The sequence below is a fragment of the uncultured Marivirga sp. genome (genome assembly GCF_963974845.1).
In the GTDB taxonomy this organism is placed as follows: Bacteria; Bacteroidota; Bacteroidia; order Cytophagales; family Cyclobacteriaceae; genus Marivirga; species Marivirga harenae.
Map to the genome: position 1 here is coordinate 25,806 of NZ_CAXBEQ010000006.1, position 25,645 is coordinate 51,450.

At 35.5% G+C, this 25,645-nt stretch carries 21 protein-coding genes; 19 read left to right on the top strand and 2 right to left on the bottom strand.

What is annotated here, in order from left to right; genetic code table 11:
- The first annotated feature begins 14 nt into the window (after positions 1 to 14).
- From AAC601_RS13815 to AAC601_RS13900, 18 genes are all read left to right on the top strand, one after another.
- Complete coding sequence (locus AAC601_RS13815) at positions 15 to 1,304, top strand: hypothetical protein (protein WP_340153590.1); 1,290 nt, start codon at positions 15 to 17, stop codon at positions 1,302 to 1,304.
- Positions 1,305 to 1,402: 98 nt separating this feature from the next.
- The gene (locus tag AAC601_RS13820) at positions 1,403 to 1,981 is read left to right on the top strand and encodes a YceI family protein (protein ID WP_340153591.1); all 579 of its coding nucleotides are present in this window, start codon (positions 1,403 to 1,405) and stop codon (positions 1,979 to 1,981) included.
- A gap of 56 nt (positions 1,982 to 2,037) precedes the next feature.
- Positions 2,038 to 2,559, top strand: a complete 522-nt coding sequence (locus AAC601_RS13825; RefSeq protein ID WP_340153592.1) for a hypothetical protein — start codon at positions 2,038 to 2,040, stop codon at positions 2,557 to 2,559.
- A gap of 3 nt (positions 2,560 to 2,562) precedes the next feature.
- Entirely contained in the window at positions 2,563 to 2,769 is a 207-nt protein-coding gene (locus AAC601_RS13830) for a helix-turn-helix transcriptional regulator (protein ID WP_303271422.1), read from the top strand.
- Between the two features lie 141 nt (positions 2,770 to 2,910).
- Positions 2,911 to 3,738 carry an ABC transporter permease gene (locus AAC601_RS13835; RefSeq protein WP_303271423.1) on the top strand — a complete coding sequence of 276 codons (828 nt, stop codon included), beginning with the start codon at positions 2,911 to 2,913 and terminating at the stop codon, positions 3,736 to 3,738.
- A 166-nt stretch (positions 3,739 to 3,904) separates the two neighbouring features.
- Positions 3,905 to 4,429 carry a UpxY family transcription antiterminator gene (locus AAC601_RS13840; protein WP_340153593.1) on the top strand — a complete coding sequence of 175 codons (525 nt, stop codon included), beginning with the start codon at positions 3,905 to 3,907 and terminating at the stop codon, positions 4,427 to 4,429.
- Positions 4,430 to 4,724: 295 nt separating this feature from the next.
- Positions 4,725 to 5,957: an ABC transporter ATP-binding protein gene (locus AAC601_RS13845; RefSeq protein WP_340153594.1), complete on the top strand. Its 1,233-nt coding sequence runs from the start codon at positions 4,725 to 4,727 to the stop codon at positions 5,955 to 5,957.
- On the top strand, positions 5,957 to 6,880 hold the full coding sequence (locus AAC601_RS13850) for an FkbM family methyltransferase (protein WP_340153595.1): 924 nt from the start codon (positions 5,957 to 5,959) through the stop codon (positions 6,878 to 6,880). Before AAC601_RS13845 ends, AAC601_RS13850 begins: the two co-directional genes overlap by 1 nt.
- A 2-nt stretch (positions 6,881 to 6,882) precedes the next feature.
- Entirely contained in the window at positions 6,883 to 7,764 is an 882-nt protein-coding gene (locus AAC601_RS13855; protein WP_340153596.1) for a hypothetical protein, read from the top strand.
- Positions 7,761 to 8,855, top strand: a complete 1,095-nt coding sequence (locus tag AAC601_RS13860) for a glycosyltransferase family 4 protein (RefSeq protein ID WP_340153597.1) — start codon at positions 7,761 to 7,763, stop codon at positions 8,853 to 8,855. Before AAC601_RS13855 ends, AAC601_RS13860 begins: the two co-directional genes overlap by 4 nt.
- Positions 8,804 to 10,732, top strand: a complete 1,929-nt coding sequence (gene asnB / locus AAC601_RS13865) for an asparagine synthase (glutamine-hydrolyzing) (RefSeq protein ID WP_340153598.1) — start codon at positions 8,804 to 8,806, stop codon at positions 10,730 to 10,732. The genes AAC601_RS13860 and asnB overlap by 52 nt, the downstream gene beginning before the upstream one ends.
- Positions 10,732 to 11,868: a glycosyltransferase gene (locus tag AAC601_RS13870; protein WP_340153599.1), complete on the top strand. Its 1,137-nt coding sequence runs from the start codon at positions 10,732 to 10,734 to the stop codon at positions 11,866 to 11,868. The genes asnB and AAC601_RS13870 overlap by 1 nt, the downstream gene beginning before the upstream one ends.
- Entirely contained in the window at positions 11,858 to 12,937 is a 1,080-nt protein-coding gene (locus AAC601_RS13875) for a hypothetical protein (RefSeq protein WP_340153600.1), read from the top strand. The genes AAC601_RS13870 and AAC601_RS13875 overlap by 11 nt, the downstream gene beginning before the upstream one ends.
- Positions 12,912 to 13,883 carry an FkbM family methyltransferase gene (locus AAC601_RS13880; protein WP_340153601.1) on the top strand — a complete coding sequence of 324 codons (972 nt, stop codon included), beginning with the start codon at positions 12,912 to 12,914 and terminating at the stop codon, positions 13,881 to 13,883. Before AAC601_RS13875 ends, AAC601_RS13880 begins: the two co-directional genes overlap by 26 nt.
- Positions 13,880 to 15,136, top strand: a complete 1,257-nt coding sequence (locus AAC601_RS13885) for a hypothetical protein (protein WP_340153602.1) — start codon at positions 13,880 to 13,882, stop codon at positions 15,134 to 15,136. Before AAC601_RS13880 ends, AAC601_RS13885 begins: the two co-directional genes overlap by 4 nt.
- Before the next feature lies 1 nt (position 15,137).
- Positions 15,138 to 15,935, top strand: coding sequence for a glycosyltransferase family 2 protein (locus tag AAC601_RS13890; RefSeq protein WP_340153603.1), 798 nt, complete (start codon positions 15,138 to 15,140; stop codon positions 15,933 to 15,935).
- Positions 15,935 to 17,128, top strand: coding sequence for a glycosyltransferase (locus AAC601_RS13895; RefSeq protein ID WP_340153604.1), 1,194 nt, complete (start codon positions 15,935 to 15,937; stop codon positions 17,126 to 17,128). Before AAC601_RS13890 ends, AAC601_RS13895 begins: the two co-directional genes overlap by 1 nt.
- A 9-nt stretch (positions 17,129 to 17,137) precedes the next feature.
- Positions 17,138 to 22,930 carry a PKD domain-containing protein gene (locus AAC601_RS13900; RefSeq protein WP_340153605.1) on the top strand — a complete coding sequence of 1,931 codons (5,793 nt, stop codon included), beginning with the start codon at positions 17,138 to 17,140 and terminating at the stop codon, positions 22,928 to 22,930.
- 332 nt (positions 22,931 to 23,262) lie between these two features.
- On the opposite strand, the gene AAC601_RS13905 is transcribed toward AAC601_RS13900, so the two are convergent.
- Positions 23,263 to 24,546, bottom strand: a complete 1,284-nt coding sequence (locus AAC601_RS13905; RefSeq protein ID WP_303271438.1) for an acetyl-CoA hydrolase/transferase C-terminal domain-containing protein — start codon at positions 24,544 to 24,546, stop codon at positions 23,263 to 23,265.
- 117 nt (positions 24,547 to 24,663) lie between these two features.
- Between AAC601_RS13905 and AAC601_RS13910 the strand changes: the two genes are divergently transcribed.
- Positions 24,664 to 25,197, top strand: a complete 534-nt coding sequence (locus AAC601_RS13910) for a hypothetical protein (RefSeq protein ID WP_340153606.1) — start codon at positions 24,664 to 24,666, stop codon at positions 25,195 to 25,197.
- A 31-nt stretch (positions 25,198 to 25,228) separates the two neighbouring features.
- Here the strand turns inward: AAC601_RS13910 and AAC601_RS13915 are convergent, their stop codons facing one another.
- Complete coding sequence (locus tag AAC601_RS13915; protein WP_340153607.1) at positions 25,229 to 25,627, bottom strand: STAS/SEC14 domain-containing protein; 399 nt, start codon at positions 25,625 to 25,627, stop codon at positions 25,229 to 25,231.
- Between the last annotated feature and the right edge of the window lie 18 nt (positions 25,628 to 25,645).

The following is a 25,645-nucleotide window of genomic DNA, read 5'->3' on the forward strand; positions in this document are numbered from 1 at the left end:
AAATAAAGAAAACCATGAAAACGTTTTTAAGATTCACAATGATTGCCCTATTAATGGGATTTGCGCAAGTGCTTTTCGCACAGGATGGCAGAAACTTGCAGTTTTTCAGACCAGTTGGTCAACCAGGTTTGAATGTGTTTGAACCTTCAAAAGCTGATACAGTAGAATATGAAGGTGTTAAAGTTAGAGTTGGTGGTGATTTTGCCATGCAATTTCAAGGATTAAGCCAAAGTAATGATGCTGCAGCTGGTTCTGGTTTAGAGTTAAAAGAGCTAGGTAATAATTTTAACTTACCAACCGCTAACTTAAACCTTGATGTTCAGATGTATGATGGGGTAAGATTACACTTACGTACTTATTTGTCTGCTCGTAACCATGCTGAAGCTTGGGTAAAAGGTGGTCACTTGCAAATTGATAAATTAGACTTCATCAAAGAAGGATTTATGGAAGGTATTATGAAATATACTACTGTTACCATTGGTTTAGATGAGTTTAATTACGGTGATGCTCACTTTAGAAGAACTGATAACGCAAGAGCTATTTATAACCCTTTTGTAGGTAATTACATAATGGATGCGTTTTCTACTGAAGCTTTTGGTGAAGTAACTATCCAAAATAATGGACTACTTGCAGTGGTTGGTGTTACTAACGGTAAATTAAACCAAAGTGTGACTTCTGGTAATGATAATAAACCTTCTTTCTACACTAAATTGGGATTTGATAAACAAATCAGTGATGATTTCAGAGCTCGTTTAACTGGTAGCTGGTATGTTAATACAGGAACAAGCACTGGAACCTGGTTATACGGTGGAGATAGAGCTGGATCTAGATATTACCAGGTATTGCACACTGTTGGTAATGAAGACTTAGGCGTTGCTTCTCAAGGTGGTAATTTTGATGGCAGATTTAACGCAAGATTTACTAAAATATCTGCTGTGCAAATCAACCCATTCATTAAAGCAGGTGGTTTTGAGTTCTTCGGTATCTATGAAGTAGCTAGCGGATTAAATGAAGGTGACGGTGCGATGACTCAAATTGCAGGTGAAGCGCTATACAGATTTGGTGCTAATGAAAGATATTACATTGGTGGACGTTACAATACAGTAAATGGTAAAATGGCAGAAGCTGCTCCAGAAGACATGAATATTAGCCGATTAAACTTCGGTGGTGGTTGGTTCTTAACTGACAACATCATGACCAAAGTAGAGTATGTTAACCAACAATATAATGGAGATGCTTGGGCAGGAAGATTTGCTGGAGCAGAATTCAAGGGTGTGATGATTGAAGCAGCAATTAGTTTCTAATTTGAAGCATCTTGTTTAGGGAAAGGCGGTGGAGCAATGCTTCATCGCTTTTTTTTAAATTAAACAAAACGTAATTTACCCTTGGATTAAAAAGCTAAATGAAATTTTCATTTCTACATATTCTACTTCTTTCTCTGATTGGGCTTTCTCCTGTTTTTGGACAGAACAGCAAGAAACTGGTGAAAATCAATACCCAAACCTCATATGTGGAAATCCATGGAACCACAAATGTTAATAGTTTTAATTGTAGCTACCGTGCTAACCTACCTGAAAATGAATTTGAAGTAGCTATTTACCAAAAAGGAAATGAGATAGAAATTCAACATGAGGCACTTTTCCTAAAAGTCCTCAATTTTAAATGCCCCAATTCCCAAATGACGGATGATTTCCATGATTTATTAGAATACGAGAATTATCCCTACATCATTTTTAAAATGACTAAAATCACAGATCACAATATGGCTCATATTATGATTGAGATGGCCGGAGAAAAACAGAATTATAAAGTAAAAGTAGAAAATAGCCTTCATAATAATGCAATTACTTCTAGTGCAATAATGCAGCTTTGCATCACAGATTTTGGACTAGAAGCACCTGAAAAGTTCTTCGGAATGGTGCAAGTCAATGAGAATATTGAAGTAGAATTCAAGATAGAATTAAATATTTACGATAAATAATTATTGTTTAACAATAAATTTGTTTAGTTTTGCCAATAATAAATAAAAGTAGAACTATGAAAAGTAATCTTATCTTATCTATTAGTGCAGCATTGATGCAGGTGGCAAGGGTTGTTATTGCCTTATTAGCAGGTTTAATCATCGTAATGTTTATCGGTTCATTTGTAAACGACACTATCGTTCTTTCAGAATTCTTAAAATCAGTATCTTTATCTGGTACAGGTTCGGGCCACATTGTTTATAATTTAAGAGAGGGTAGTTTTTGGGTATCTTTCTTTGTGATTATCCAAAATCTGGCCATACTAATTGTCTGGTTTCTGATATTGGGATATGGAAAGGACATTATGATTAATATAAAGAGTATCAGAACTTTTGCAAAAGATAACGTAAAAGCATTTAGTAGAATAAGCAGCTTAGCTTTACTATTAGTTATCATTCAGTTCATTGCTCTTAGCCCTGGTAAAATTGGACTCAAAATAGAGTTTAGCTACGTATTTTTTGCTTTTGCGGCAATTATTTTAACCCAGGTTTTTAAAGAAGGAGAAAGGTTATTAGAAGAAAATGAATTAACTGTTTAAATCATGCCTATAGTCGTAAATGTAGATGTCATGTTGGCCAGAAGAAAAATGCAATCGAAAGAATTGGCTGAAATCATTGGGGTAACAGTTGCTAATTTATCAATTTTAAAAACGGGCAAAGCTAAAGCGATCAGATTTTCCACTTTAGAAGCTATTTGTAAAGCTTTGGATTGTCAACCTGGCGATCTGTTGGAATATCGGGAAGAGTAGAATTTTATTCAAGCTTTTTATTTTAGCTATTTCAAATTTTTAGGGTGATTTTCGATTGACAATCTTCTAACTCTAAACTTCTAACTCTTTCCCCTATATTTGTAAATTAATTTAAAACGCTGTATATCATTCTCAAGTAGCATGGAAAAACTAGTTGTTGACGCTTCCAAACCGAAATGGCACATTAATTTGAAGGAATTATGGGCTTACCGAGATTTGTTTTACATTTTGGCCTACCGAGATTTGAGAGTTCGATATGCTCAAACATTTTTAGGTTTAGCCTGGGCATTTATTCAGCCATTAGCCACTCTTGTGATCTTTACGGTAGTTTTTGGAAGAGTAGCGCAAGTTGATACTGGTGGAATTCCTTACCCGCTCTTTGCTGTATGCGGAATGGCTTCCTGGTCCTATTTTTCTTTCGTATTGAATCAATCGGGTAATTCTATTATTGGTGCCCAGGAGATGGTGAAGAAAATCTATTTTCCTCGTTTGGTAATTCCATTATCAAAAGCATTAGTGGGATTTGTAGATTTTGCCATAGCTTTACTATTTGTGGTGATTTTAATGATCTATTATGGGTTTATTCCATCAGCTAATATTGTTTATCTGCCCATCTTTATTGCCTTAACCATTATTTCAGCACTGGCAGTCGGAATTTGGCTAAGCGCTTTGACTATTCGATACCGTGATTTTCAGCACGTAGTCCCCTTTTTAGTACAGTTTGGATTATATGCGACTCCCGTAGGTTATCAAGCTAAAGATGTGTTTAACAGAATTCCTGATTGGGCCTCCTTTGTCTATTATGCAAATCCTATGGCAGGTGTGGTAGAAGGTTTTAGATGGAGTTTGCTAGGCGGTGACCCACCCAGTATTTTTGCTTACTTCTCTTTTAGCATAGTTATTCTCCTTTTCATCACTGGACTTCTGTATTTCAAAAGAGTAGAGAAAGTAATGGCGGATATAGTGTAGAAGCTAGAGCCTAGAATCTAGACTTCTTCTGCCTAACTTCCCACTTCCAACATCCATCTCCCAACTTCGCTCTTCTGACTTCCAACTCACATTCTTCATCGAAATCAGTTAAAATCCTTTTTATAAACTGTGAGAAGCATTAATTTTGGATAATATATTATAATTTATGGAACATTGGTTTGCTATTTACACGAAATCCAGAACGGAGAAGAAGGTTGCAGATAGGCTTGCCGATCAGCATATAGAAGTCTATTGCCCAGTCCAAACGGTATTACGACAGTGGTCAGATAGAAAAAAGAAAGTAAAAGTTGCTGTTTTCCCTTCCTATGTATTTGTAAAGTTTCAAGATGATCATGAGCGATTGCGGATATTGCAAACTCCAGGTGTGGTGAACTTCGTACGTCATTTGGGTGCAGATGCAAAAATTCGCCCCAAGGAAATTGAAGCCATACAAAATTTGTTGGGAGAATATGAGGAAGTAAGTGTGGAGCCCCTTGAAAAAGGTGATAAAGTGCAAATACAGCACGGAGGTATGAAAGGACAACAAGGTAAAATAATTATCGCTCAAAAAGACAAAGTAATTGTATATATTGAAAGTCTAGGCCTAAGCTTAAAAGCAGAGGTAAGCAAGGCCAAAGTGAAAAAAGTTGGAAAAGAAGAGGAAGAAAAAAGTGGGAAATACCATTTTTGATGGCGGTTTTACGGTTAGCACCGTCTAAGCGCTAAATACGTGCTCCTATCTCCCGTGAGGGGAATTTAAGGGTACCTGAGAAGAAATAAAAAGAATGCAGGCGCATGTTTTCTAATGTGCCTACAATAAAAAGCATACAGGTAGATGCTAGGTTCCGTAACTGGGACTGAAAGGGCGGAGCCGTAATCGGAGCGAAGCGGAGATCCCGAGACGAAGTAGTCGGGATTCTCAATTAAGATTGTTTAATTAGAATTAGAGTAAGGTAATCTAGCTGTACTTTAACTAGAATATTTATATGACGGACACCGCCATCAGCGTACAGGGTTTAGGGAAAAACTACATTATCGGCCATAAAAAGGAGGGAGACTTCCGCCACGCTATTGGGAATAAGCTGAAAAACATCTTCAAGCCCGATGCCAGCGAGAAAGAAGTCTTTTGGGCACTAAAAGACATCGACTTTGAAATAAAGCATGGCGAGGCAGTAGGCATTATCGGTAGAAACGGAGCAGGTAAAAGCACCCTCTTGAAAATACTCAGCCGTATTACCGACCCCAGTACAGGCCGCTTTGAAATTAATGGGCGTGTATCTTCTTTGCTAGAGGTCGGCACCGGTTTTCATGCAGAACTTTCAGGTAGGGAAAACATTTATCTCAATGGCACCATATTGGGCATGAAAAGAGCAGAAATCAAACAAAAATTTGATGAGATAGTCGATTTTAGCGGAGTGGAAAAATTCTTAGATACGCCCGTTAAGCACTACAGCTCAGGTATGAAAGTACGCTTGGCTTTTTCGGTGGCCGCCCATTTGGAACCCGAAATCTTAATTGTAGATGAAGTACTAGCCGTAGGGGATGCCGAATTCCAAAAGAAATGTCTGGGCAAAATGGATCAGGTAAGTAAGAATGAAGGAAGGACGGTGCTTTTTGTAAGTCATAATTTGGCAGCGGTATCACAACTTTGTAGTCGTGGCATTTTGCTGAGAAAAGGAAATTTAGTTCTTGAAGAAGAGGTGAACTCCGTAATTCATGAATATATAAGTTATAATAGAACTCAATCCAACACAGGAGAATTGATTAATTTAGACCTACGAAAAGGAGATGGTCGATTCAAGGTTAGTGAGATTAAATTGTTGGATCATAAATTAAACCCGATACGAATAGGTAGAACTGGTTCTGAATTGATCTTTGAAGTATTTTTCAATAAAAAAGTTAATCCTCTACATGGCTCTTTCCGGATAGACTTTGCGATAGACAATGAACAGGATCAAAGAATAGCTTGGTTTAGTTCTGATGCGGTAAATGCTGAATTACAAACCGATTTTGAAAGTATAAAACTAAAGATTACTAAATTTCCATTTGGTGCAGGTACTTATTATCTTACTTTTTATTGTACCGTTAACGGACAAGTAGTTGATTACATTCACCAAGGATATGCCTTTACTATTGAAGAAGGTGACTTTTTTGGAACTGGGAAAATTATACCGAAGTCTCAAACATTTATATACGCTGACCATATAGTTGAAATTTAATGAGTATTTCAAATTTTATTTACAGACAAAAGCAAAAGATAAAATATCATTTTGCAATTACTGATCATGAACGTTTGGTAGCTGAGATAAATCGCAATGATAGATTAATAGAATTTAGGGAAAACAGTTTTAAACTGAAAGAGGCGGAGTTTATTTTTCCTATAGAATATTTATTCCTTTTGGAAAGATATGATGATTTAGTCTTTCTTCTTAGCCAATCTAATGGTTCTTTTCAATTAATTGGTAATCAACTAGTTTTTAAATTCAATAACCTAAAATTATTTATTAAAACTTCTGAGGAGCTGTTTATTATAAAAGAAGTCTTTTATAAACAAATATATAATATTAATCTTGGTTCTACTTTCAATATAATCGATGTTGGAATGAATGTAGGCTTTACTAGCTTATACTTTGCAAATAGGGATGATGTTCAAAAGGTTTATAGCTATGAGCCCTTTAAAACTACTTTTAAAGATGCACAGGAAAATTTCGAATTAAATAAAGAGATCGAAGAAAAGATTGAACGGAAAAATATTGGTCTCGGACTAGATAGTAAGGTAATTAAGGTTAATTATTCTAATAATTTGAAAGGGAAAAATACCACCAGTAATGTAACTAATTTACAGTCTGAAAGTCTTGATTGTGCTACGATAGAGCTGGTAAAAGCGAGTGATGAAATAAACGCTTTAGTATCTTCTAATCGTAATCAACTGTTTGTAATTAAACTTGATTGTGAGGGAGCTGAATTTGATATTTTTAAAAGTTTTGGTGATCAAAATATTTCAGAAAAGATTGTGGCATTCATGATTGAATGGCATCGAAATAAACCTCAACTATTAATTGAAAAACTAATTCATAATAATTTTAAAGTCCATTGCACAACTGATTCAAAGGAAATAGGGTTTATAGTTGCTGTACGCTAATCATGAGAAAACTTATTAACTTTATTAATCGAAAAATCTCATCCTTACTGGGAACCTATAAAATCAATACAATTGAAGAGAAAATAACTCGGATTGAAGAACTTATTGAAGACATTCAAATTGATGAATATTTAAAAAGGAATCTTTTTGAGAATAAGAGATACTCAGATTCCAAAAGGATTAGCCATTATCATAAATGCGTATATACACAAAATGGCGAGGATGGAATAATTGAGGAGATTTTCAGAAGAATAGGCGTGGAAAATAAAACGTTTGTTGAGTTTGGAGCTCACGGGGTTAAAAATAACAGTACATATTTACTCTTAAAGGGATGGACAGGACATTGGATTATTGGAACTGATCAAGGCTTTGCAGTTATCAACAAAAATTTTAAAGAATTTATAGAGAGTAAAGCTTTAACTCTTGCAAAAAGATGGATAACTAGAGATAATATTGAATCAATTTTTCAGGAAGCAGCGGTTCCAAAGGAATTAGATTTTTTATCAATTGATATCGATGGAAATGATTTTTGGGTTTGGGAAAGTATTTCTAGTTATAATCCACGAGTGATTTGTATAGAGTATAATGCAACATTTCCAGCCAATGTCTCCCTAGCAATGAAATATAATGAAAATCATTCATGGAAGCAGAATAGCTACTTTGGCGCATCATTATTAGCCCTAGAGAAGTTAGGGCAAAAGAAGGGATACAAGTTAGTAGGATGTGATTTTGCGGGTTGTAATGCATTTTTTATTAGAGAGGATTTATCAATTGAATTATTTGAAGCACCATTCACAGCTGAAAACCATTACGAACCGCCAAGGTATTTTATCAGACGAAATTCAGGACACCCAATTGGTGTAGGAGAATTTATTACGGTATGAAAGTAGTGCTTTTTTCCACTCAATGGCCTGAATACATGGTAGAATTAGCGAATGGGCTTTCTAAGCATGCAAATGTAATGCTCATGATGCCAAATAACCATAGGTTCAAGTGTATTCATGCTAGTCTATTAGATCCTCAAATCAGGTTGGTACAGTATAAGTTAGTACTTCATAAGAGTTCAAGAGATAATTTCAAAATGCTCTTTTTTATTTTAAAAACCCTTTGGCTGATTAAACCTGAAATTTTACATATACAGGCAAATGGTCACCGCCTTTTTCATTGGGTAGCGCTTTTTAAGCCTTGGAAAACAAAAATTGTCAATACAATACATGATCCAGCTAAACACATTGGGGATAAAGCTTCTGAACAAATTAATGATGAATTTGTAAAAAACATATCAAAATATTTCACACATAAATTCATTGTTCACGGCAAATCCTTGATAATGGAATTAATCAAAAACTATGACGTAGAACAAAATAAAATTGTAAATATTCCCCATGGTCACTTTGAAATCTATAAAAAGTTTAAAGACGGTCAGTTTGTTACAAAGCACAAGAATTATATATTATTTTTTGGAAGGATATGGAAGTACAAAGGATTGCAATATTTTATAGATGCAGCAGCTATTGTTCTTGAACAATTTCCAAACACCATGTTTTACATCGTGGGAAGGGGGGAATCATTAGATAATTACAAAATTCCTGAAAGACTTCGAGAAAGCCTGTTCATTGAGAATAGATACGTTAGCTTGAGCGAAACTGCGTATTTTATCGAAAACTCATCATTTTTAGTGTTACCTTACCTTGAAGCAACTCAAAGCGGTGTCATTCCTCTAGCATATGCTTTTGGTAAGCCTGTTATTGCCACTGATGTTGGAGCGTTAAGCGAAGTAGTGCTAAATAATCAGACAGGGTTTCTATTAAAAGACGCGAATGTTATTGCTTTATCTGAAAGAATGAGTCTTTTTTTAAGAGACACTAGTTTAATTGACTCTTATGGGCAGAATGCATATAAATTTGCAAAAACACATCTTTCTTGGGATTCAATTGCTTCAAAAACTTTCAAGTCATATCAGAAGGTATTATAGATATGTGTGGGATTATAGGTTATTTAACAGGCAATAAATTAGATAAGGATAATATTGAAAAGAAATTAAGTAAGGCTCAATCATTTTTAAAATTTCGAGGACCAGATAACGGGTCAAGAGAATTAATACAATTTAATGATCAATTTGTAGCATTTGTGCATAACCGCCTAACGATTATTGATTTAAATGAAAAGTCAAATCAGCCTTTTTATAGCAATTCTAAAAATACCATAATAACTTACAATGGAGAAATATATAATTATCGTCAGCTCCAAAAAGAATTAATTGTAGAGGGTTGTAAATTTAGAACTAATTCAGATACGGAGGTAATTATTAATGCCTATGAACAGTGGGGAATACAGAAAACTTTAGAAAAAATAGATGGTATGTTTGCTTTTGGATTATATGACTTCACAAAAGATAGACTATTTATTTCTAGAGATCGATTTGGGAAAAAACCAATGTACTTCTATAATTACAATAGCACGTTTATTTTTGGTTCAGATATTAGATCAATAAAAGAATTAGTTAGGGACAATTTATCAATAGACTTTTATGCATTTAATTATTTTTTATCTGAACTCTCAACTCCTAGTTACAATTCAATATGGAAAGAAGTAAAAAAACTACCACCAGCCACTTACCTTGAGGTATCTTATAATGAATCTAGATATGTCATAAAGCAAGAGAAGTATTGGGAATTGAAATACAGTAACAGTTGCAATTTATCATTCAAAGATATTGTTGAAAAGACAAATTTTCTACTTTCACAAGCAGTAAAGAAAAGGTTGGTTGCTGACGTAAGAGTTGCAACTTTATTGAGTGGAGGGATTGATTCAAGTCTTGTGGTTGCTAAAATGGCAGAATTATCTTGTGACAAGATAAACACATATACGGTGGGTTTTAAAGATCGGGATTTTGATGAGTCTAGTTTTGCTCGTCAAGTTGCTAAGAAGTTTGACACTAACCATACTGAAATTATTTTAGATTCTGATTTAGGTTCAATAATAGATAATATAATCTATGAATATGGAGAACCCTTTGGTGACAGTTCAATGATTCCATCTTATCTAATTTGTAATGAAGTTAGTAAAAATGAAAAAGTTGTTTTAGGGGGTGATGGTGGGGATGAATTGTTCGGCGGTTATGATAACTACTACAAAACTTTCCATTTTGATAAATGGAAGGAATTGAAGGTTTTAAAACCATTAGTCAATGTTTTAAATGATTTAGCTCCATCCTACCGAATTAACCTTCTAAATGAATTACTGAATAAAGCATATCAGCCATATCATAAGTTCCTTGATAGAAACATGGGTTTTAACCAAAAAGATCAAAGTGAACTTCTCATCTCTTCGGTATGCTTCAATAGTATTGATACAGAGCATTCAAAAATTTATAATTCCACTAGTAAGAGTTTAAAGTCAGAATTACTTAAAGTAATGAATGCTTCGTTTCAAACAAGGTTGCTAAATGATTATCTAGTTAAAGTAGATAGGGCATCGATGTTTGCATCACTAGAAATGAGAAGCCCTTTCCTCGACAAAGATTTAACAGAATTTTCAGCCACCCTTAGACCATCACAACTGTATCATCAAGGCGAGCCTAAATCTATATTAAAAAATCTAGCTCGTAAATACTTTGATAGATCTTTTATCTACAGGAAAAAAATGGGATTTGGAATTCCAATAATTAACTGGTTGATTCACAACGATCTTAAAGGATTTATGGATGTGATTTTGTCACCAAATAAATATGTATTGTTTGAATACGCCTTCTTGGAGCAATTGATTAATGAACACATTTCAAATAAGAAAAATCATCAGCATAGGCTGTGGCTAATTTATGTTTTTAACAAATGGGCCTCTTTTAACTAATGAATATTCTTTATTTAATTGATCCTAATTCCATTCATGATCAAAAATGGATTTCTTTCTTTACAGAAAAGTCTGGGTATGAGTGCTTTTTTATATGTAGACGTCATCATTATAATAAAGAGTTAATTGATCAATTTGAAATTAATTTTAAAATCAAGTTCAGGGGCACTATTGATTACTTCTCTTTTAAAAGAATAGGATCTTCAATAAAGCAGGTTTTTACTATAAAGCAGGTTATCGATATAAATAATATTCACTTATTTCATATTCAATTTGCGGAACCAAACGCACTTTGGGCATTTTTTAGGAGGGTACTTGGTGTGCCAATTATAATTACTTGCAGAGGAACAGACGTCTTAAAAACAATCCCTAATCATTTTAACAGAAATGATATATTCAATAAGCTTATTGCATGGGCATATAAAAAATCATTGAACAATGCCGATTGGGTTACTTTTACATCTAAAAGTCAATGGGATTCGATAAGGCCATTAATAGATAGAAAAGACAATATTTCCGTAATTAGAACAGGAGTTAATTTGATTAAATTAGAAAAAGATACCTCTGGGTTTTTTCCGAAAAACATGAGCAAACCTTTTATTCTTTTTCCTAGATATCTAAAGCCAATTTATAATCATGAATTTGCCATTGAAGCTGCGAAAAAGCTTTCATCAGATTTGAAACAAAAATATCAAATGGTTTTTGTAGGAAAAGATGCGGGAGATATCGAATACCAGAACCAATTAATACAGATGTTAAAGGAGGATAGAGAGATTGATTTTTTGTTTTTGGAAAAGCAAAAGCAGGAAAGTATTTGGGAATTATATAAAAATGCTGAGCTAATCATTATGACTCCAAAGTCCGATGGAAGTCCAGTAAGTGGCATGGAGGCTATTGCACTAAATAAAAGACTAATACTTGGACCGTTGGAATATGATAAAGATATATTTAATGAACCTAATATTTTCCAGCTGGAGAAGTGGTCGTCTGATGAACTATCTTCCTTAATTGAAGAAGTGTTAAAGAAAGTTAATACAAATGTGAAACCAACTGTTCAATACCTCAATAAAATTGATAGAGATCATAATATGAAAATATTGGAGAAAACTTATCAAAATCTGATAGTTGGAAATTAAAGAAAAAAATATAATTCTTATTTCTCCAGAGCCTTGGAATCATATTTTTGTTTCCAAGCATCATTATGCTACTCATTTAGCGAAAAGAGGCAATAAAGTTTTTTTCTTAAATCCACCTTCAAAATCACTGCAAATAGAAGAAACAAATATTGAGAATCTTTATTCAGTTCACTATAATGGTTTTGTAAAGGGTCTGCGTTTTTTTCCTCGTATCTTACGGAATTACTTACTCAGGAAAAAATTCGAACAACTTCAAAAAGTATGTAATACAGAATTTGATATTGTTTGGTCATTTGATAACTCAGTGTTTTTTGATTTTTCTGCTTTGCCGAAGAAAGCTTTTTGTATCTCCCATACGGTGGATTTGAATCAAGATTTTGAATTTGAAAAAGCCGCACAATCTGCCGATTTATGTCTTGGTGTTTCGCAAGCTATAGTGGATAAACAAAAGCAGTTTAATGGTAGAAGTTTCTTCATTAATCACGGTTACAATCAAAGCGCAGCTCAGTTCAACGAAGATCTGGTTTTACCTGGCAAGCAAAGTATCAAAGCTTTTTATGCAGGAAATTTGAATATCAGATACCTCGATTGGGAATTGATTCAAACATCTATAGAAGAATTTCCACAAGTAGATTTTATTTTTGCCGGACCATGGGATGAGGGAGCTCAGAAAACTGATATAATAGCTAAGCATAATTTTCATTATATTGGAGTTTTAGCCGCAAAAGATTTAAGAAGCTTTTATGAGATAAGTGATTTGCTGCTAATCACCTACAAATACGCACTCTATCCCGAGCAACTATCTAACTCTCATAAAATGATGGAATATTTGGGGTCTGGTAAGATGATACTGGCTACATGGACAAAAGAGTACGAATCATTGGCAGAAGAAGATTTAATTAAAATGGCTAAAAATACAGAAGAGTTTTTAATTTTATTTCAGGAAGTGATTGCTGATTTAGATAAATGGAATAGTAAGCATAAATCTGGTGTCAGAGTAAAAATCGCTGCCAAAAACTCTTACATAAATCAATTGAGAAAAATTGAAGAAACTACTAAGAATATTTAGGAACTACTCCTTTGTAAATGCTGTTGGCAGAGGTTTAATAAAGTCAAGTTCGAGTACAAATTATAGAATTTCTCAGCGATTGAAGTTATTCTGGCCTGTATCGGGTACTGTACTAATAAAGAAAAAGAATTTCAGTTTTAAACTGAAATCCGAAGGGAACGATGCCTTATCAAACAAACTATATTACGAAGCAAATTGGGAGGACGAGACAATCTACCTATTAAAAGCTCTAGTTCCAAAAGCGAAAGTATTTTTCGATGTGGGTGCTAATATTGGAGTATTTAGTTTACTAGCAGAGCAATTTAACCCAAATACCACGATATATTGCTTCGAACCCAACCCAATCAATGTGAATAGAATTAAGGCAAACTTAATAGCTAATAATTCAAAGAACACAAACTTGGTTTCCAAAGCAATAGGAGAAAAAAAGGGCCAGCTAGAATTTTATGTGCCCAATGGAAATTATACCTCTGACGTATCCTCTTTCTATAATGCCCACACAAAGGACTTCAATGATTTTGGTACCAAAGCAATAAATGTAGAGGTCATATCACTTGATGAGTTCGTCTTGGAAAATAAAGAAGCTCCTGATTTAATTAAAATGGATATTGAACTGTTTGAGTATCAAGCATTAAAAGGTTCTTTAAACTTATTAAGAGAAGAAAACCCAGTAATTATTATTGAATTGTTCAACGATGTGGTCAAAAGGGCTATTAACCCAGCGTTAAACGATGAATTAGAAAAAGACCTTACTTTAAAAACCGAAAAATTGCTTGCAGACTTGGGTTATCATTTTTATTTGATTTCTACAAAAGGATTACTACACATACAAAACCTTACTTCAAATGCCGATTCCAGTATGTACCTGCTAACAAAAGAAGTGCTTAGCAAAACATTCTATTTGCAAAGTGAATATGAAGAATTGTCAAATGAATTATTCCATTGAAAAAACTGCTTATAATTTCCTATCACGCGCTGCCGCTCGATGTTGTTGCTTCTTATAGAACGAAAGCTTTCTGTGACTATTTGAAGGAGAATGACGTATTGCCAACATTAGTTACTCATCGGTGGGAAAAGGAGTATAAAAATGAATGGAAGTATCATAAAAGCAACGAAAAAGAGCTGTATGAATTCAATGGTAATTACAATATAATAAGACTACCAAGACCTAATGAAACGGTAAAATCAAATTCCTCACTTGTAACGTTAAGTTATTGGCTAAAAGGAGAATTTGACCTTCATCTTTCGAATAGTTATAAAGTTTTCAAAAATTTTCTTTTCCAACATTTAAAAAATAATAGGTATGATGCAATTTTAGCCATTTTTAGTCCTCATTTTCATTTGAAACTAGCATACGAAATCCATAAGAAGTTTAAGATACCTTATATATTAGATTTTAGAGATTTATGGGATAATCAAGTGGTAACAAAATCGTATAAACCCACTTTAAAAAAAGATATTCAAGACCGAATCATACAGTATTATTGGAAGCGATGGCTTGGCAAAAGCATGTATTTTTCTACAACTAGTGAAAAATGGCTTAAATTATTAGAAAACCTTACTCCAGTCAAAGGCATAAAAGTTAGGAATGGTCACGAAATTTCAGAGATTTCAACAAAGAAATTTAAAACTAATAAATTTCGTGTAGCATATTTTGGTCGAATTTACCAATATCAGAACCTCAAGGTTATTATCGAGGGGATAAATCTATTTATAAAGCAGTATAACCCAAAAAACAATTTTGAAATTTGCCTCATTGGCATCAAAAGTGTTGACCAGTTTAGTGGATCTGATATTTTTAAGAGTCTAATTAGTAAGGAGTTCATAAAAGAATATGATTATATACCTAAGAAGGAATTAATTGACTTTTCTTTAAAAAAAGTGAGTACCTTCATACTACCTAATCTGAATGAAGATAATGGCAGTTTTTTCGTCAAATTATTCGATTTTATTTCTATCGGAAGAGCAGTGATTTTGGCTCCAAAGAATGGGTCTGAAAATGACTTGGTATTAGGTCAAATTAAAAGAGGTTTGATTACATCATCGCCTAATGAGATAGCGGAATATTTAGGTAAGAAATTTTTAGAATTTAAAAGTTCGGGAGTTATCGAATCATTGATAGACCACGACCTGTTAGCCTCCTTTCACAGGTCTAAACAAGTTGAAAATTTCGCAAAACATTTTTACAAACAGTTTTAGTATGATCTCGATTATATTGCCATTTTTTAATTCAGAAAAATATTTAAAAGATGCAATTAGTTCTGTGTTGCTACAAACTGTTGATCACTGGGAATTAATTTTAGTAAATGACGGCAGTACAGATAATTCAAAAAGTATTGCTCTTTCCTTTGACGATGAAAGAATAAGATATTTTGAACAACAAAATAAAGGCGTGAGCTCCGCAAGAAATCTTGGCTTAGCAAATATGAAAGGGAACGTTTTTTGTTTTTTAGATTCAGATGATATGTTCACTTCAAACAGTTTAGAAAGCAGATTTAGACTGTTGGAAGATAACAAGAATCTTAGTTTTGTGGATGGAGTTGTGCTAAGAAAAAACGAAAATCTAACTCAAACTTTACATAAATGGGTGCCTGCCTTTCAGGGTAATCCTTTACGGGATTTGGTAAAGTTAACTGGTAAAAGTTTTCTTGGGTTAACATGGATGGTACGAAGAGAACCATCGATAAAATATTTTTTTAATGAAAAATTAACACATTGTGAAGACCTTTACTTTTATATGAAAATTGCCGGAAGGAATAGACAGTATAGCTTTACAAATGATACAATTCTGTACTATAGAAGCAGTGCTAATTCGGCTATGGGAGATTTACATGGTTTAGGAACTGGCTACAAGTTTATTGAAAAAAATCTTTGTGACTTGAGAAGAGTGGATTTAGTATCCAAACTGCACTTTAAATTTAAGTATAGGAAATCAATGATACTGGCACATTTAAGAAAGAAGCAGTTTAGGATGGCCCTAAGTTATTTAATCGCTTAATGAAATCCGCCTTAGTTTTTATTTATAATAGTTTTAATGACCCGTTATTTAAGGGAAATTTATTTCAACACTTATTAAAGGAAAGTAAAAATAGTAGATTCAAATTTATCATTATTTCATTTGAGCAACCCGACTATCAATTAAGTGTAGCGGAAAGAGAAAGGATAAAAAAAGAACTCTTGGGTTTAAATATTTACTGGTACCCGTTAAAATGGCATTCAGGTCGGTTGATTCTTTTGAAGAAACTTTATGATGGAATTATTGCTCTCCTACTCGTCCTTAAACTTCATTTTAGATTCAAACCTAAGGTTATTATTTCGCTTGGAACGATAGCGGGCAGCTTTGCTTATATCCTAAAGAAGGTGCTGGCATTAAAGCATTTTGCATATCAGCACGAACCACACAGTGAATTCATGTTGGATTTTGGTATTTGGAAGAAAAGTAGTATTTCATACCGATTGTTAAACTATTTTGAAAGGAAGACTGCTAAATCGGCAGAAATTATATCAACCGGTACCGATTTTATGCTTCATAGACTAAAAAGGGAAAGTGTAACAGGTGAAGTTTATAAATTGCCTAGTTGCGCTAATGATAAAATATTCATTATTGATCACAATAAACGATTAGAAGTGCGCCATAGTTTAGGCTTATCCAAAGAGCACAATGTATTTATATATGTTGGTAAATTCGGAGGTATTTACTATAAAGAAGAGATTTTTGAGGTAATAGGAGAGCTAAATAGATTAATCAATGATTTTTTCATAATTATACTAAGTCCCAATGAACGTTCTTGGATTGAAGAAATGCTTGTAAACGAAAATGTAACTCAATATTATGTGTCAAAAGTACCATATGAGAAAGTTTATGAATATTTAAATGCATCTGATATGGGCATAAGTGCTATTCCAGGTTTTCCTTCTCAGAAATATCGATCTCCCATAAAAGTGGGGGAGTATCTTTTGTGCGGCTTACCTTATATAACTAACAAGGGGGTTTCCGAGGACGATATAATTGCTAAAAAATTTAAAGCTGGTGTTGTATTGAATGAGTTTTCAAAGAATCAGGTAAATGAGCAAATTGATAGCATCAAATCATTATGTAATAGAAATATAAATTTGAGGAAAATAGGACTTAATTACAGAGGTATATCTGTATACAAGTCGGTAACGGATAATGTTTTTAGTAAATTATAAGGCAATAGTTTGAAAGAGATATTTTTTATAATTTCCGCTTGTACGCTAACATTGGTATGTGATATTTATGGGCAATCTCCAGTTGCTGATTTTAATATACCAACAGAGGTATGTTTGGAGGAACAGTTTCAACTGGAAAACATCTCGGTAAATGCAGATAGCTTCGAATGGGATTTTTGCCCTGGAGAATTTTCATCCATTCCGACTGATGAAAATTATGCATCTATTTCAGGCATATCGCAAGGAGAGAATTTACAGATTTATCAGGAGGATTTTTATTCGGACACTATATATGTTTTTGTAGCTTCGGGCAACGGGAGTATATATACAGCTAAGGTTACTAAATCGACAACTGCAGTACCTTCCTTCCAGCCGATCAATATCGCTGGGACGAGTTTTTCAAGGCCGATAGATTTTTCAGTGGTAAAGTTAGAAGGAAACTACTACGGCTATTTGATTGATTTAACATCCAATTTCTTATATGAATTTAGTTTTGGTGGAAGCTTACAAAATGATCCTGTTATCAGTAACCTCGGTGACTTTGGTTCATTGAACAATCCATATAGCATTAAAGCTGTTGTTGAGCAGAGCAATATAAAATTGCTAGTGTCAAATCTGGGTACTAACTATTTAACAATAGTTGAACGTGAAAGTGATGGTATATATTCTTCTGTTAATTTAGTTACTGGTTCTAACCAAGGATGGGGATTGGGCGTAGAGAAAATTAATGGTACTTGGTGGATAGCAGTTGCCTATCGCTCATCTAACCAGCTTCGTTTAATTGATCAAGGTTCTAGCATAGACTTAAACATCAATTCAAATACTGTCCTTTCAAACGCTAGTACTGTTGGTCCAACCAGTGTTTCGTTTGAAACAGAAGGTGACAGTACAAGCCTATTTGTAAAATCAACTAGCACTGGTCTGATGAGGTTTAAGTTTGGGCGTGATCTTACCCAATCTCCTGACTTTCAGCTGTACGGAAATCTAACATCACTGAATTCAAATTTCAGAGGCTTTACCTTTTTTAAAGATAAGCGATCAATATGGAATGGTTTGATGGTTAGAACAACGAGTGAAATCAGGAAGATTGAATTTAGTCAAGATTGTCCGATTCAATCACCAATTTCTTTTGAAGAAAGTCCAATTTCCTCCTTCGATAACCCAGGTTCATATTATGTAAACTTGAAAGCTTTTAATTCTGAAGACAATTATAGTGCTATTACAAAAGACTTGGTGGTTAGCTCGAATGAAGCGCCAACGGGTGAGATAGTTTTAGATGCCGCCTATTGCGTAGCCGATAATATTAGTTACAAATTTGACACTTCCGATGAGATTAGTATTTACAATTGGGATTTTGGCGATGGCAATTCGAGTAATGATATTTCCCCTACTCATAAATATGGCAGTGGTGGAGAATATATTATTACGTTAGAAGTGGAAAGTACATCTGGCTGTCCCAATATATTTTATGACACTTTGAATATCCTTCCAGAACCACAAGCAGAGTTTTCCACTGCAGCCACAGAATTCTGTACATTTGAATCTATTAATTTCGCAAACGATATTCCCTTTGATTTTGGTGCGAATATCGAGTGGTCGTGGAGTTTTAACGGAGAAGGTAGCAGTACAGCCGAGAGCCCGAACTTTACTTTTGAGACATCCGGTACCAAAACCATTACCCTAAAGGCCAATGTACTGGGCTGTGTGGACACCTATCAATCCACTTTGGATATTATGGAGGGTCCTGAACCAGCTTTTGAATACGATAAAAACTGTTTAGGGGAAGCCATACAGTTCACCAATCTGAGCACGGGTGCCAATATCACGGGCTTTCAATGGGATTTCGGCAACGGAGAAAGCAGCACGGACGAAAACCCACAGGCTATTTACGATATTCCCGGGAATTATACAGTAGAACTTACCGTAAGCAACGCCAGTGGCTGTGAGAATACTACTGTCCAAAGTATCCAACTATTTGATCAAATAGTGGACAGTGTTATGGCAACGGAAGCCATTGAAAACCTTCCGTTTGAACTGAGCATTGATTGGAGGGATGATTTTGACAGCACCCAAAACTTAACTTACCAATGGGAGATTGATGGTGAAATACAAACTAGCGAAACAGCCGAATATACTTTAGCCGAAGGTGTATATTCGGTCAACCTTGAAATAATAAGCGCAGGCACTTGTATTTTTTACGCGGATAGGACAATAGAGGTAAAGTTCTCCGAAAAACCAAGCCCCGATTTCAATCTGTCAGACGAGATATGTTTGGATGAACAATTTGAACTGGGAAACATTTCTGTAAATGCTGATAGTTACGAATGGGATTTTTGTCCAGGAGAGTTCTCATCCGTTCCGAATGATGAAAAATATGTATCTATTTCGGGCTTATCGCTAGGAGAAAACTTACAGATTTATCAGGAGGATTTTTACTCAGACAGTATATACGTATTTGTTGCCTCTGGAGGTGGCAACCTTTATAAATCTCGTATTTCCAAATCTACAGAGATAGCGCCATCATTTGAAGCCATCAATTTTTCTGGTGCAAGTTTTTCTAGACCAATAGATTTTTCGGTGGTAAGGCTGGGTGAAAATTACTACGGTTATTTAATTGATTTTAACACTAGTTTTGTTCACGAATTTGATTTTGGATCTAGCTTACGAAATGATCCCACAATAAGTAATCTTGGAGATTTTAGTTCATTGAATGATCCATACAGTTTGAAAGCTGTAAATGATCAGGGCAATATAAAGCTTTTAGTGTCGAATTTAGGAGCGAATTATTTGACTATCATTGAAAGACAAGAGAATGGGACATATACTTCTTCAGATTTAGCTACAGGATCAAATCAAGGTTGGGGGTTAGATGTGATTAAAGTTAACAATAATTGGTGGATAGCTGTGTCATACCGTTCACTGAATCAGGTTCGATTACTAGATCAGGGTAATAGTATAGATGTCAACATCAATTCGAATACTATTTTATCAAATGGTGATACTCAAGGACCAACTAGTGTATCGTTTGAAACGGAAGGCGATAGTATAAGTCTTTTTGTAAAATCGACAAATAATGGTCTGATGAGATTCAAATATTTTGACGATCTTACCCAATCTCCAGACTTTCAGCTATACGGTAATCTTGAATCATTGAATTCAAGTTTCAGAGGGTTTACATTTTTTAAGGACAAACAATCGGCATGGAATGGTTTGATGGTTCGGTCAACAAGTGAGATAAGGAGGATTCAATTTAATCAAGAGTGCTATAGTCCACACCCTATCTCCTTCGAAGAAAGCCCTGTTCCTTTCTTCTCCCAACCCGGCACCTACCCCATCACCCTAACCGCTACTCACCCCAATGGTAATACTGCCTCCATTACCAAAGAAATTACCGTAACAGAAAACCAAGCACCTGACATCGCTTTTACCACAGGGGATAATTTATGTATTGCAAATGCCGTTGAATTTGAAAGCCAAAGTACAGCCGAGCTTAATAGCTATCAATGGGATTTTGGGGATGGTGAAATAAGTACGGAGGCTAATCCTAATCATACTTTTGCCACTGCTGGTACCTATGCCGTAAAATTAAGCGTAAGTGATACCAGTGGCTGTAGTAACCTTTTTGTTGATTCAGTGCAAGTCTTCGAACAGCCTGTCCCCGATTTTCAGGCCAGTGCCCAAGGCAGTGTTTGTTCACAAAAGCCTATCGTTTTTGACAATTTGACAACGCTACCTACTGAAGCCACTTTTTTCTGGGAGTTTGGTGATGGTAACACTAGCACGGAAGAAAATCCTGAGCATATTTATCAGGAAGCAGGAGAATATATCGTAATACAAAGCATTAATATGGCCGGTTGTGAAGTAGAGAAAACCGATACCATTTCGGTCAATCCGGGGCCAATAGTGGCTTTCCAAACAGCGAATAATTGTCTGGGTGAAATCCTACAGTTTGAAAATACCAGTCAAGGCGACTTTTTGGAGAGTTTCCAATGGGATTTTGGGGATGGCACACAGTCCACCCAAACAAACCCAAGCCACCTTTATGATACGGCCGGTACCTATAATGTGCAATTAACCGCCCTTACATCCAACGGATGTGACTTTACCATCTCGCAGGATGTCAACATTCAACCTTTAGCATCAGTGGCTTTTGAGGCGGAAGTGGCATGTGCCAACCAGCCCGTTCAATTTAGCGAACAGGTGAATATTGCAGTTTCCAATATCACCGATTATTTCTGGGATTTTGGCGTTTCCGGCACCCAAACGGATGTTTCCGCCGAGGCCAATCCTACTTTTGCTTTCCCTGCTTCCGGCTCATATAATGTACGATTGCAAGTCTCCACCTCAGATGGCTGTACTACCGATACCACTCAAACCATCATGGTCAATGCATTGCCACAACCAGATTTCGAATTTGAAAACAGCTGTATCAACGAAAGCCGACTGTTCACCCCTCAAAATTCGGCTAATATCACTGCTCATTTTTGGGAATTGCAAAATGCTCAAGGAGAAATTTTGCAGAGCAGTCAAAGCGAGAATTTTGCTTATCTATTCAGTAAAGCAGGCAATTATCAGCTGACCTACCGACAAGAGAATGAAAATCTTTGTAGCAATGCCATTACGAAAAGCTTCACCATCAACGAATTGCCCGAACCAGATTTTGCCTGGGGAACAGCCTGTGCTGGAGAAGCCGTGGAGTTTGAAAATTTAACGGATTTAAATGGGAATAATTTGAAAAAATATAATTGGAGTATTGATGGGGAAGTGATATCCACCGATGCCCGGCCGCAGTACGTTTTTGAGAATAGTGGAGACTATCTTCTCAGTCTTCAAGTAGAAACTCAAGGCGGTTGTGTGCAAAGCGTAAGCAAAGAAATCAGCATTTCCCCAGCTCCAACAGCCTTTTTTGAGCTCACTCAAAACATCGGAGCCTATCCATTCACTTTAAGCACAAGCCCAAGCGGGCAGGACTATCCCCTTGAGGGGATTATAGGGGTGTCATCCAAACTTCCCACTACTAACTCTCAACTTCCAACTTCATCATCAAGGTCAGACGATAGTCAGACCGGCTCATCATACGTATGGTTGTTAGGCAACGACACCATCTCCAACAGCCAAGAACTCAACTACACCATCACCCAACCCGGCACTTACCTACTGGGCCTCATCCTCACCAACGAAGCCGGCTGTAGCGATGAATATTACGAGCAAATAAGAGTCCGGGAGCCTAGTCTAGATGTTTCACTAAGTAATTTAAGGGTAAGCAAAGATGATGAATTCACCACCTTTGTTTTAAACATCAGCAATAGGGGCTCCTTGGTTCCGGATAGGATTGATTTGGATGTTGACTTAGGCAGTTATTCGGTAACGGAAAGCTTAGAAACTCCGCTGTATCCTGAAAGCAATAGAAACTTTTCATTAAGTTTAAAACTAACAGATGAGCAATTAAGAGGCTTGTCAAAAATTTGTATTAATGCAACTCCTAAAACCGGTGATTACAATGACAGTAACAGTCAAAATAATCGATTGTGCACCAATCTAGAAAGTGGATTTAAAGTCATGGATATTTATCCTAATCCTGCGGTTAATCAATTTACCATTCCACTGATCATCCCTGAAACTGATCAATTGACAATCAGTATGGAAGACAGCAACGGCCGACAAGTGAAAATATTCAATTATGATTTAGAGGCCGGCTACAACGAAATCCAGATCCAAAGAGAAAGTCTAAGTCCTGGCATTTATTTCCTCCGATTTCGCCATCAAGGTCAAGAAAAAGTCAAAAAGATCATTTTTCAGTAAAGAACTATACTCCATATATTTCGCCCTTTCAGGGCTTTGGAGATAGTTTTGTCTTTAACAGGGACTTCACGCTTTGTTAGAATATGTCGTCCTTTCGACTTAAGTTTTGGAAGCCTCATCAGTAGTCTGCAAATACTGTTCAAATCATATAATTAAAACCCCGAAGGAATGACATATATAAGCGTGGGGTGAAGCCCACGCTAAAAAAGTTAAAATTCAACCAAGCCCTGGAAGGGCGAAATACTTCTTTCCTTAACTCTTAAATAAACCACTAGCCCTTAAATCATTTCCACTGTTCCCTATCTCCCCTTTAGGGGCAAAGAAAAAGAGCTTTAGTGAGCTTTAAATCTTTCAAAAGCAGCCCTTTCCAATTCCTCCCTCGCGTCAGGATGCGCAATCGAAATCAAGGCTTTTGCCCTTTGATTCAAATTCTTGCCATATAAATCCACCACTCCATATTCAGTTACTACATAGTGAACGTGTGCCCTGGTAGTGGTAACACCTGCTCCTTCCTGTAAGAATGGTACAATTTTGCTCACTCCTTTCTTGGTAGCTGCCGGCATTGCAATAATAGCCTTCCCTCCTTCAGATAAAGAAGCGCCTCTTATAAAATCCATTTGTCCACCTACCCCTGAAAACTGCATTTTTCCAATCGTGTCAGCACATACCTGACCTGTTAAATCAATTTCTATTGCAGAATTAATTGCGGTTACTTTTGGGTTTTTTCTAATGATGGCCGTGTCATTAGTATAAGCCGCCTCCTTCATATGCACTAGCGGGTTATCATCCATGAAATCATATAGTTTCTGGGAACCCACGGCAAAGCAGGTTACTAATTTACCTGTTTTCACTTCTTTCTTGCTTCCATTGATCACTCCACTTTCCACTAATGGCAGAATTCCATCAGAAAACATTTCGGTGTGAATCCCCAGGTTTTTATGATTGCCTAAATTTTGTAAAGCCGCATTCGGAATCGCTCCTATACCCATTTGCAAGGTAGCTCCGTCTTCCACCAAACCGGCAACGTGAGCGCCAATTTTTTGCTCTATTTCTGAAGCTACAACTATGTCATGGCCATGTATAGGTTCATTTACTTCAACGGCATAATCAATTTGACTTACGTGTATAATACCATCACCGTGTGTCCTTGGTACATTAGGGTTAACTTGTGCAATTACCAGTTTGGCTGTTTGTATGGCAGGAATCGTTACGTCTACTGACACTCCTAAGGAACAATACCCATGTTGATCAGGTGTGGAGATTTGAATAAAAGCCACATCTAAGGGTAAAATATTTCTTCTGAAAAGCCAGTGCACCTCACTTAAGAAAATGGGAATATAATCACCTCTTCCCGCTTGAATTGCTTTTCTGACATTTCCACCTACAAATGCGCTATTAATTTTGAATGATTTATAGAATGGTTCCTCCGTGTAAGCTGCTCGGCCTTCAGTGTGCAAATGCATCACTTCTACGTTTTCCAAAGATTGGTGTCTATTAGCCAAGGCATCAATTAATGTTACAGGAGTCATTGCCGCACCTTGAATAAACACCCTGTCTCCGGATTTTACTGTTGAAACTGCCTCTTGTGCAGTTACTATTTTTAATGAATTATCCATTTTTCTTGTTGTTTTGCAGTTGCAAATTTACTACCCATAAGATAAGTATTATTGAGTAAAACCACCGAAAATAATGATTAATATCAGGTTTTTTTTGACATTCATTTATTCGGTGACTTGGCGATAATTCTAGGAAATATTCTGTATATTGAAGACTTAGGCTTTAGTTTCTTAAAGATGTCAACACTCTATTTAAATGTAAAAAGCGGATTATTATTTCCATTCCAGTTTCAAATCCTGGGGTATGTATTTTTATTTTCGGGTATAGCCTTGACTGCCATTAATATTTGGACGAGTATTGTTTTTATTTTGCTGGGAGGATTCATCGTTACTGCATATTCAGGAATTGATTTCAGAGGTGAGCAGCTTAGGGAGTACAACTCTTTCTTGTTCTTCTTTAAATTTGGAAAGTGGCAAAGGATTGAGTCTCCAGAAAAGATATTTATAAAGAAGGTTAAACGGAGTCAAAAGTTTTATGGCAGGGCTAATCAAAGCTCCACATTTAAGAAGGTGATTTATAAGGCATTTTTGAAACTTGATGACAATGCTACTATTTCCTTATTTGAAGATAAAAATCAAGGAAAAGTTTTGGAGAGATCTCAACCCATAGCTAATTACTTTCGTATTGAAGTTGTTGATTATTCGAATTGACAGTCGATAAGGATCCACCAAACTGGGCTCTTTATTTGGAACTTATTTGATTCAGTTCTTCGATCCAAGACTCTGCTTCTTCCAGATTAGATACTATTTTGTAGGGTACAGGTTGATTTTGAAATGAAAAAATCATTTTCAGTACAGCTCTAATTGCAGTGCTTGGGATTACGTAAGCAGTACCCAAACAGTAGTTTTGCATTAATTTCCAGTGCTGGCTGAGCCAGGTTGCTTGCTTCTTTTGGTGCGATAATTTTGGAATAACGGCATTGCTTGCATCAAAAATAATTGCGATGGTTTTTCGATCATCATAGCATTTTTCTACCTCATCCAGATACGTTTGGAAATTTTCATCTGTGCTTTTTTCACCTGTGAAGGTCACGGTAATTATGGGCATCCGGGTAGAATCAACAATAGCGTAAGACTTCATTTTAGGTTTTTTTACTGA

What these genes read in the sequence shown, in the direction of transcription:
- AAC601_RS13815 (WP_340153590.1), top strand. Translation starts at nt 15, where the DNA reads ATGAAAACGTTTTTAAGATTCACAATGATTGCCCTATTAATGGGATTT.
- AAC601_RS13825 (WP_340153592.1), top strand. Translation starts at nt 2,038, where the DNA reads ATGAAAAGTAATCTTATCTTATCTATTAGTGCAGCATTGATGCAGGTG.
- AAC601_RS13915 (WP_340153607.1), bottom strand. Translation starts at nt 25,627, where the DNA reads ATGAAGTCTTACGCTATTGTTGATTCTACCCGGATGCCCATAATTACC.
- AAC601_RS13890 (WP_340153603.1), top strand. Translation starts at nt 15,138, where the DNA reads ATGATCTCGATTATATTGCCATTTTTTAATTCAGAAAAATATTTAAAA.
- AAC601_RS13820 (WP_340153591.1), top strand. Translation starts at nt 1,403, where the DNA reads ATGAAATTTTCATTTCTACATATTCTACTTCTTTCTCTGATTGGGCTT.
- AAC601_RS13835 (WP_303271423.1), top strand. Translation starts at nt 2,911, where the DNA reads ATGGAAAAACTAGTTGTTGACGCTTCCAAACCGAAATGGCACATTAAT.
- AAC601_RS13870 (WP_340153599.1), top strand. Translation starts at nt 10,732, where the DNA reads ATGAATATTCTTTATTTAATTGATCCTAATTCCATTCATGATCAAAAA.
- AAC601_RS13855 (WP_340153596.1), top strand. Translation starts at nt 6,883, where the DNA reads ATGAGAAAACTTATTAACTTTATTAATCGAAAAATCTCATCCTTACTG.
- AAC601_RS13850 (WP_340153595.1), top strand. Translation starts at nt 5,957, where the DNA reads ATGAGTATTTCAAATTTTATTTACAGACAAAAGCAAAAGATAAAATAT.
- AAC601_RS13895 (WP_340153604.1), top strand. Translation starts at nt 15,935, where the DNA reads ATGAAATCCGCCTTAGTTTTTATTTATAATAGTTTTAATGACCCGTTA.
- AAC601_RS13830 (WP_303271422.1), top strand. Translation starts at nt 2,563, where the DNA reads ATGCCTATAGTCGTAAATGTAGATGTCATGTTGGCCAGAAGAAAAATG.
- AAC601_RS13905 (WP_303271438.1), bottom strand. Translation starts at nt 24,546, where the DNA reads ATGGATAATTCATTAAAAATAGTAACTGCACAAGAGGCAGTTTCAACA.
- AAC601_RS13845 (WP_340153594.1), top strand. Translation starts at nt 4,725, where the DNA reads ATGACGGACACCGCCATCAGCGTACAGGGTTTAGGGAAAAACTACATT.
- AAC601_RS13860 (WP_340153597.1), top strand. Translation starts at nt 7,761, where the DNA reads ATGAAAGTAGTGCTTTTTTCCACTCAATGGCCTGAATACATGGTAGAA.
- AAC601_RS13840 (WP_340153593.1), top strand. Translation starts at nt 3,905, where the DNA reads ATGGAACATTGGTTTGCTATTTACACGAAATCCAGAACGGAGAAGAAG.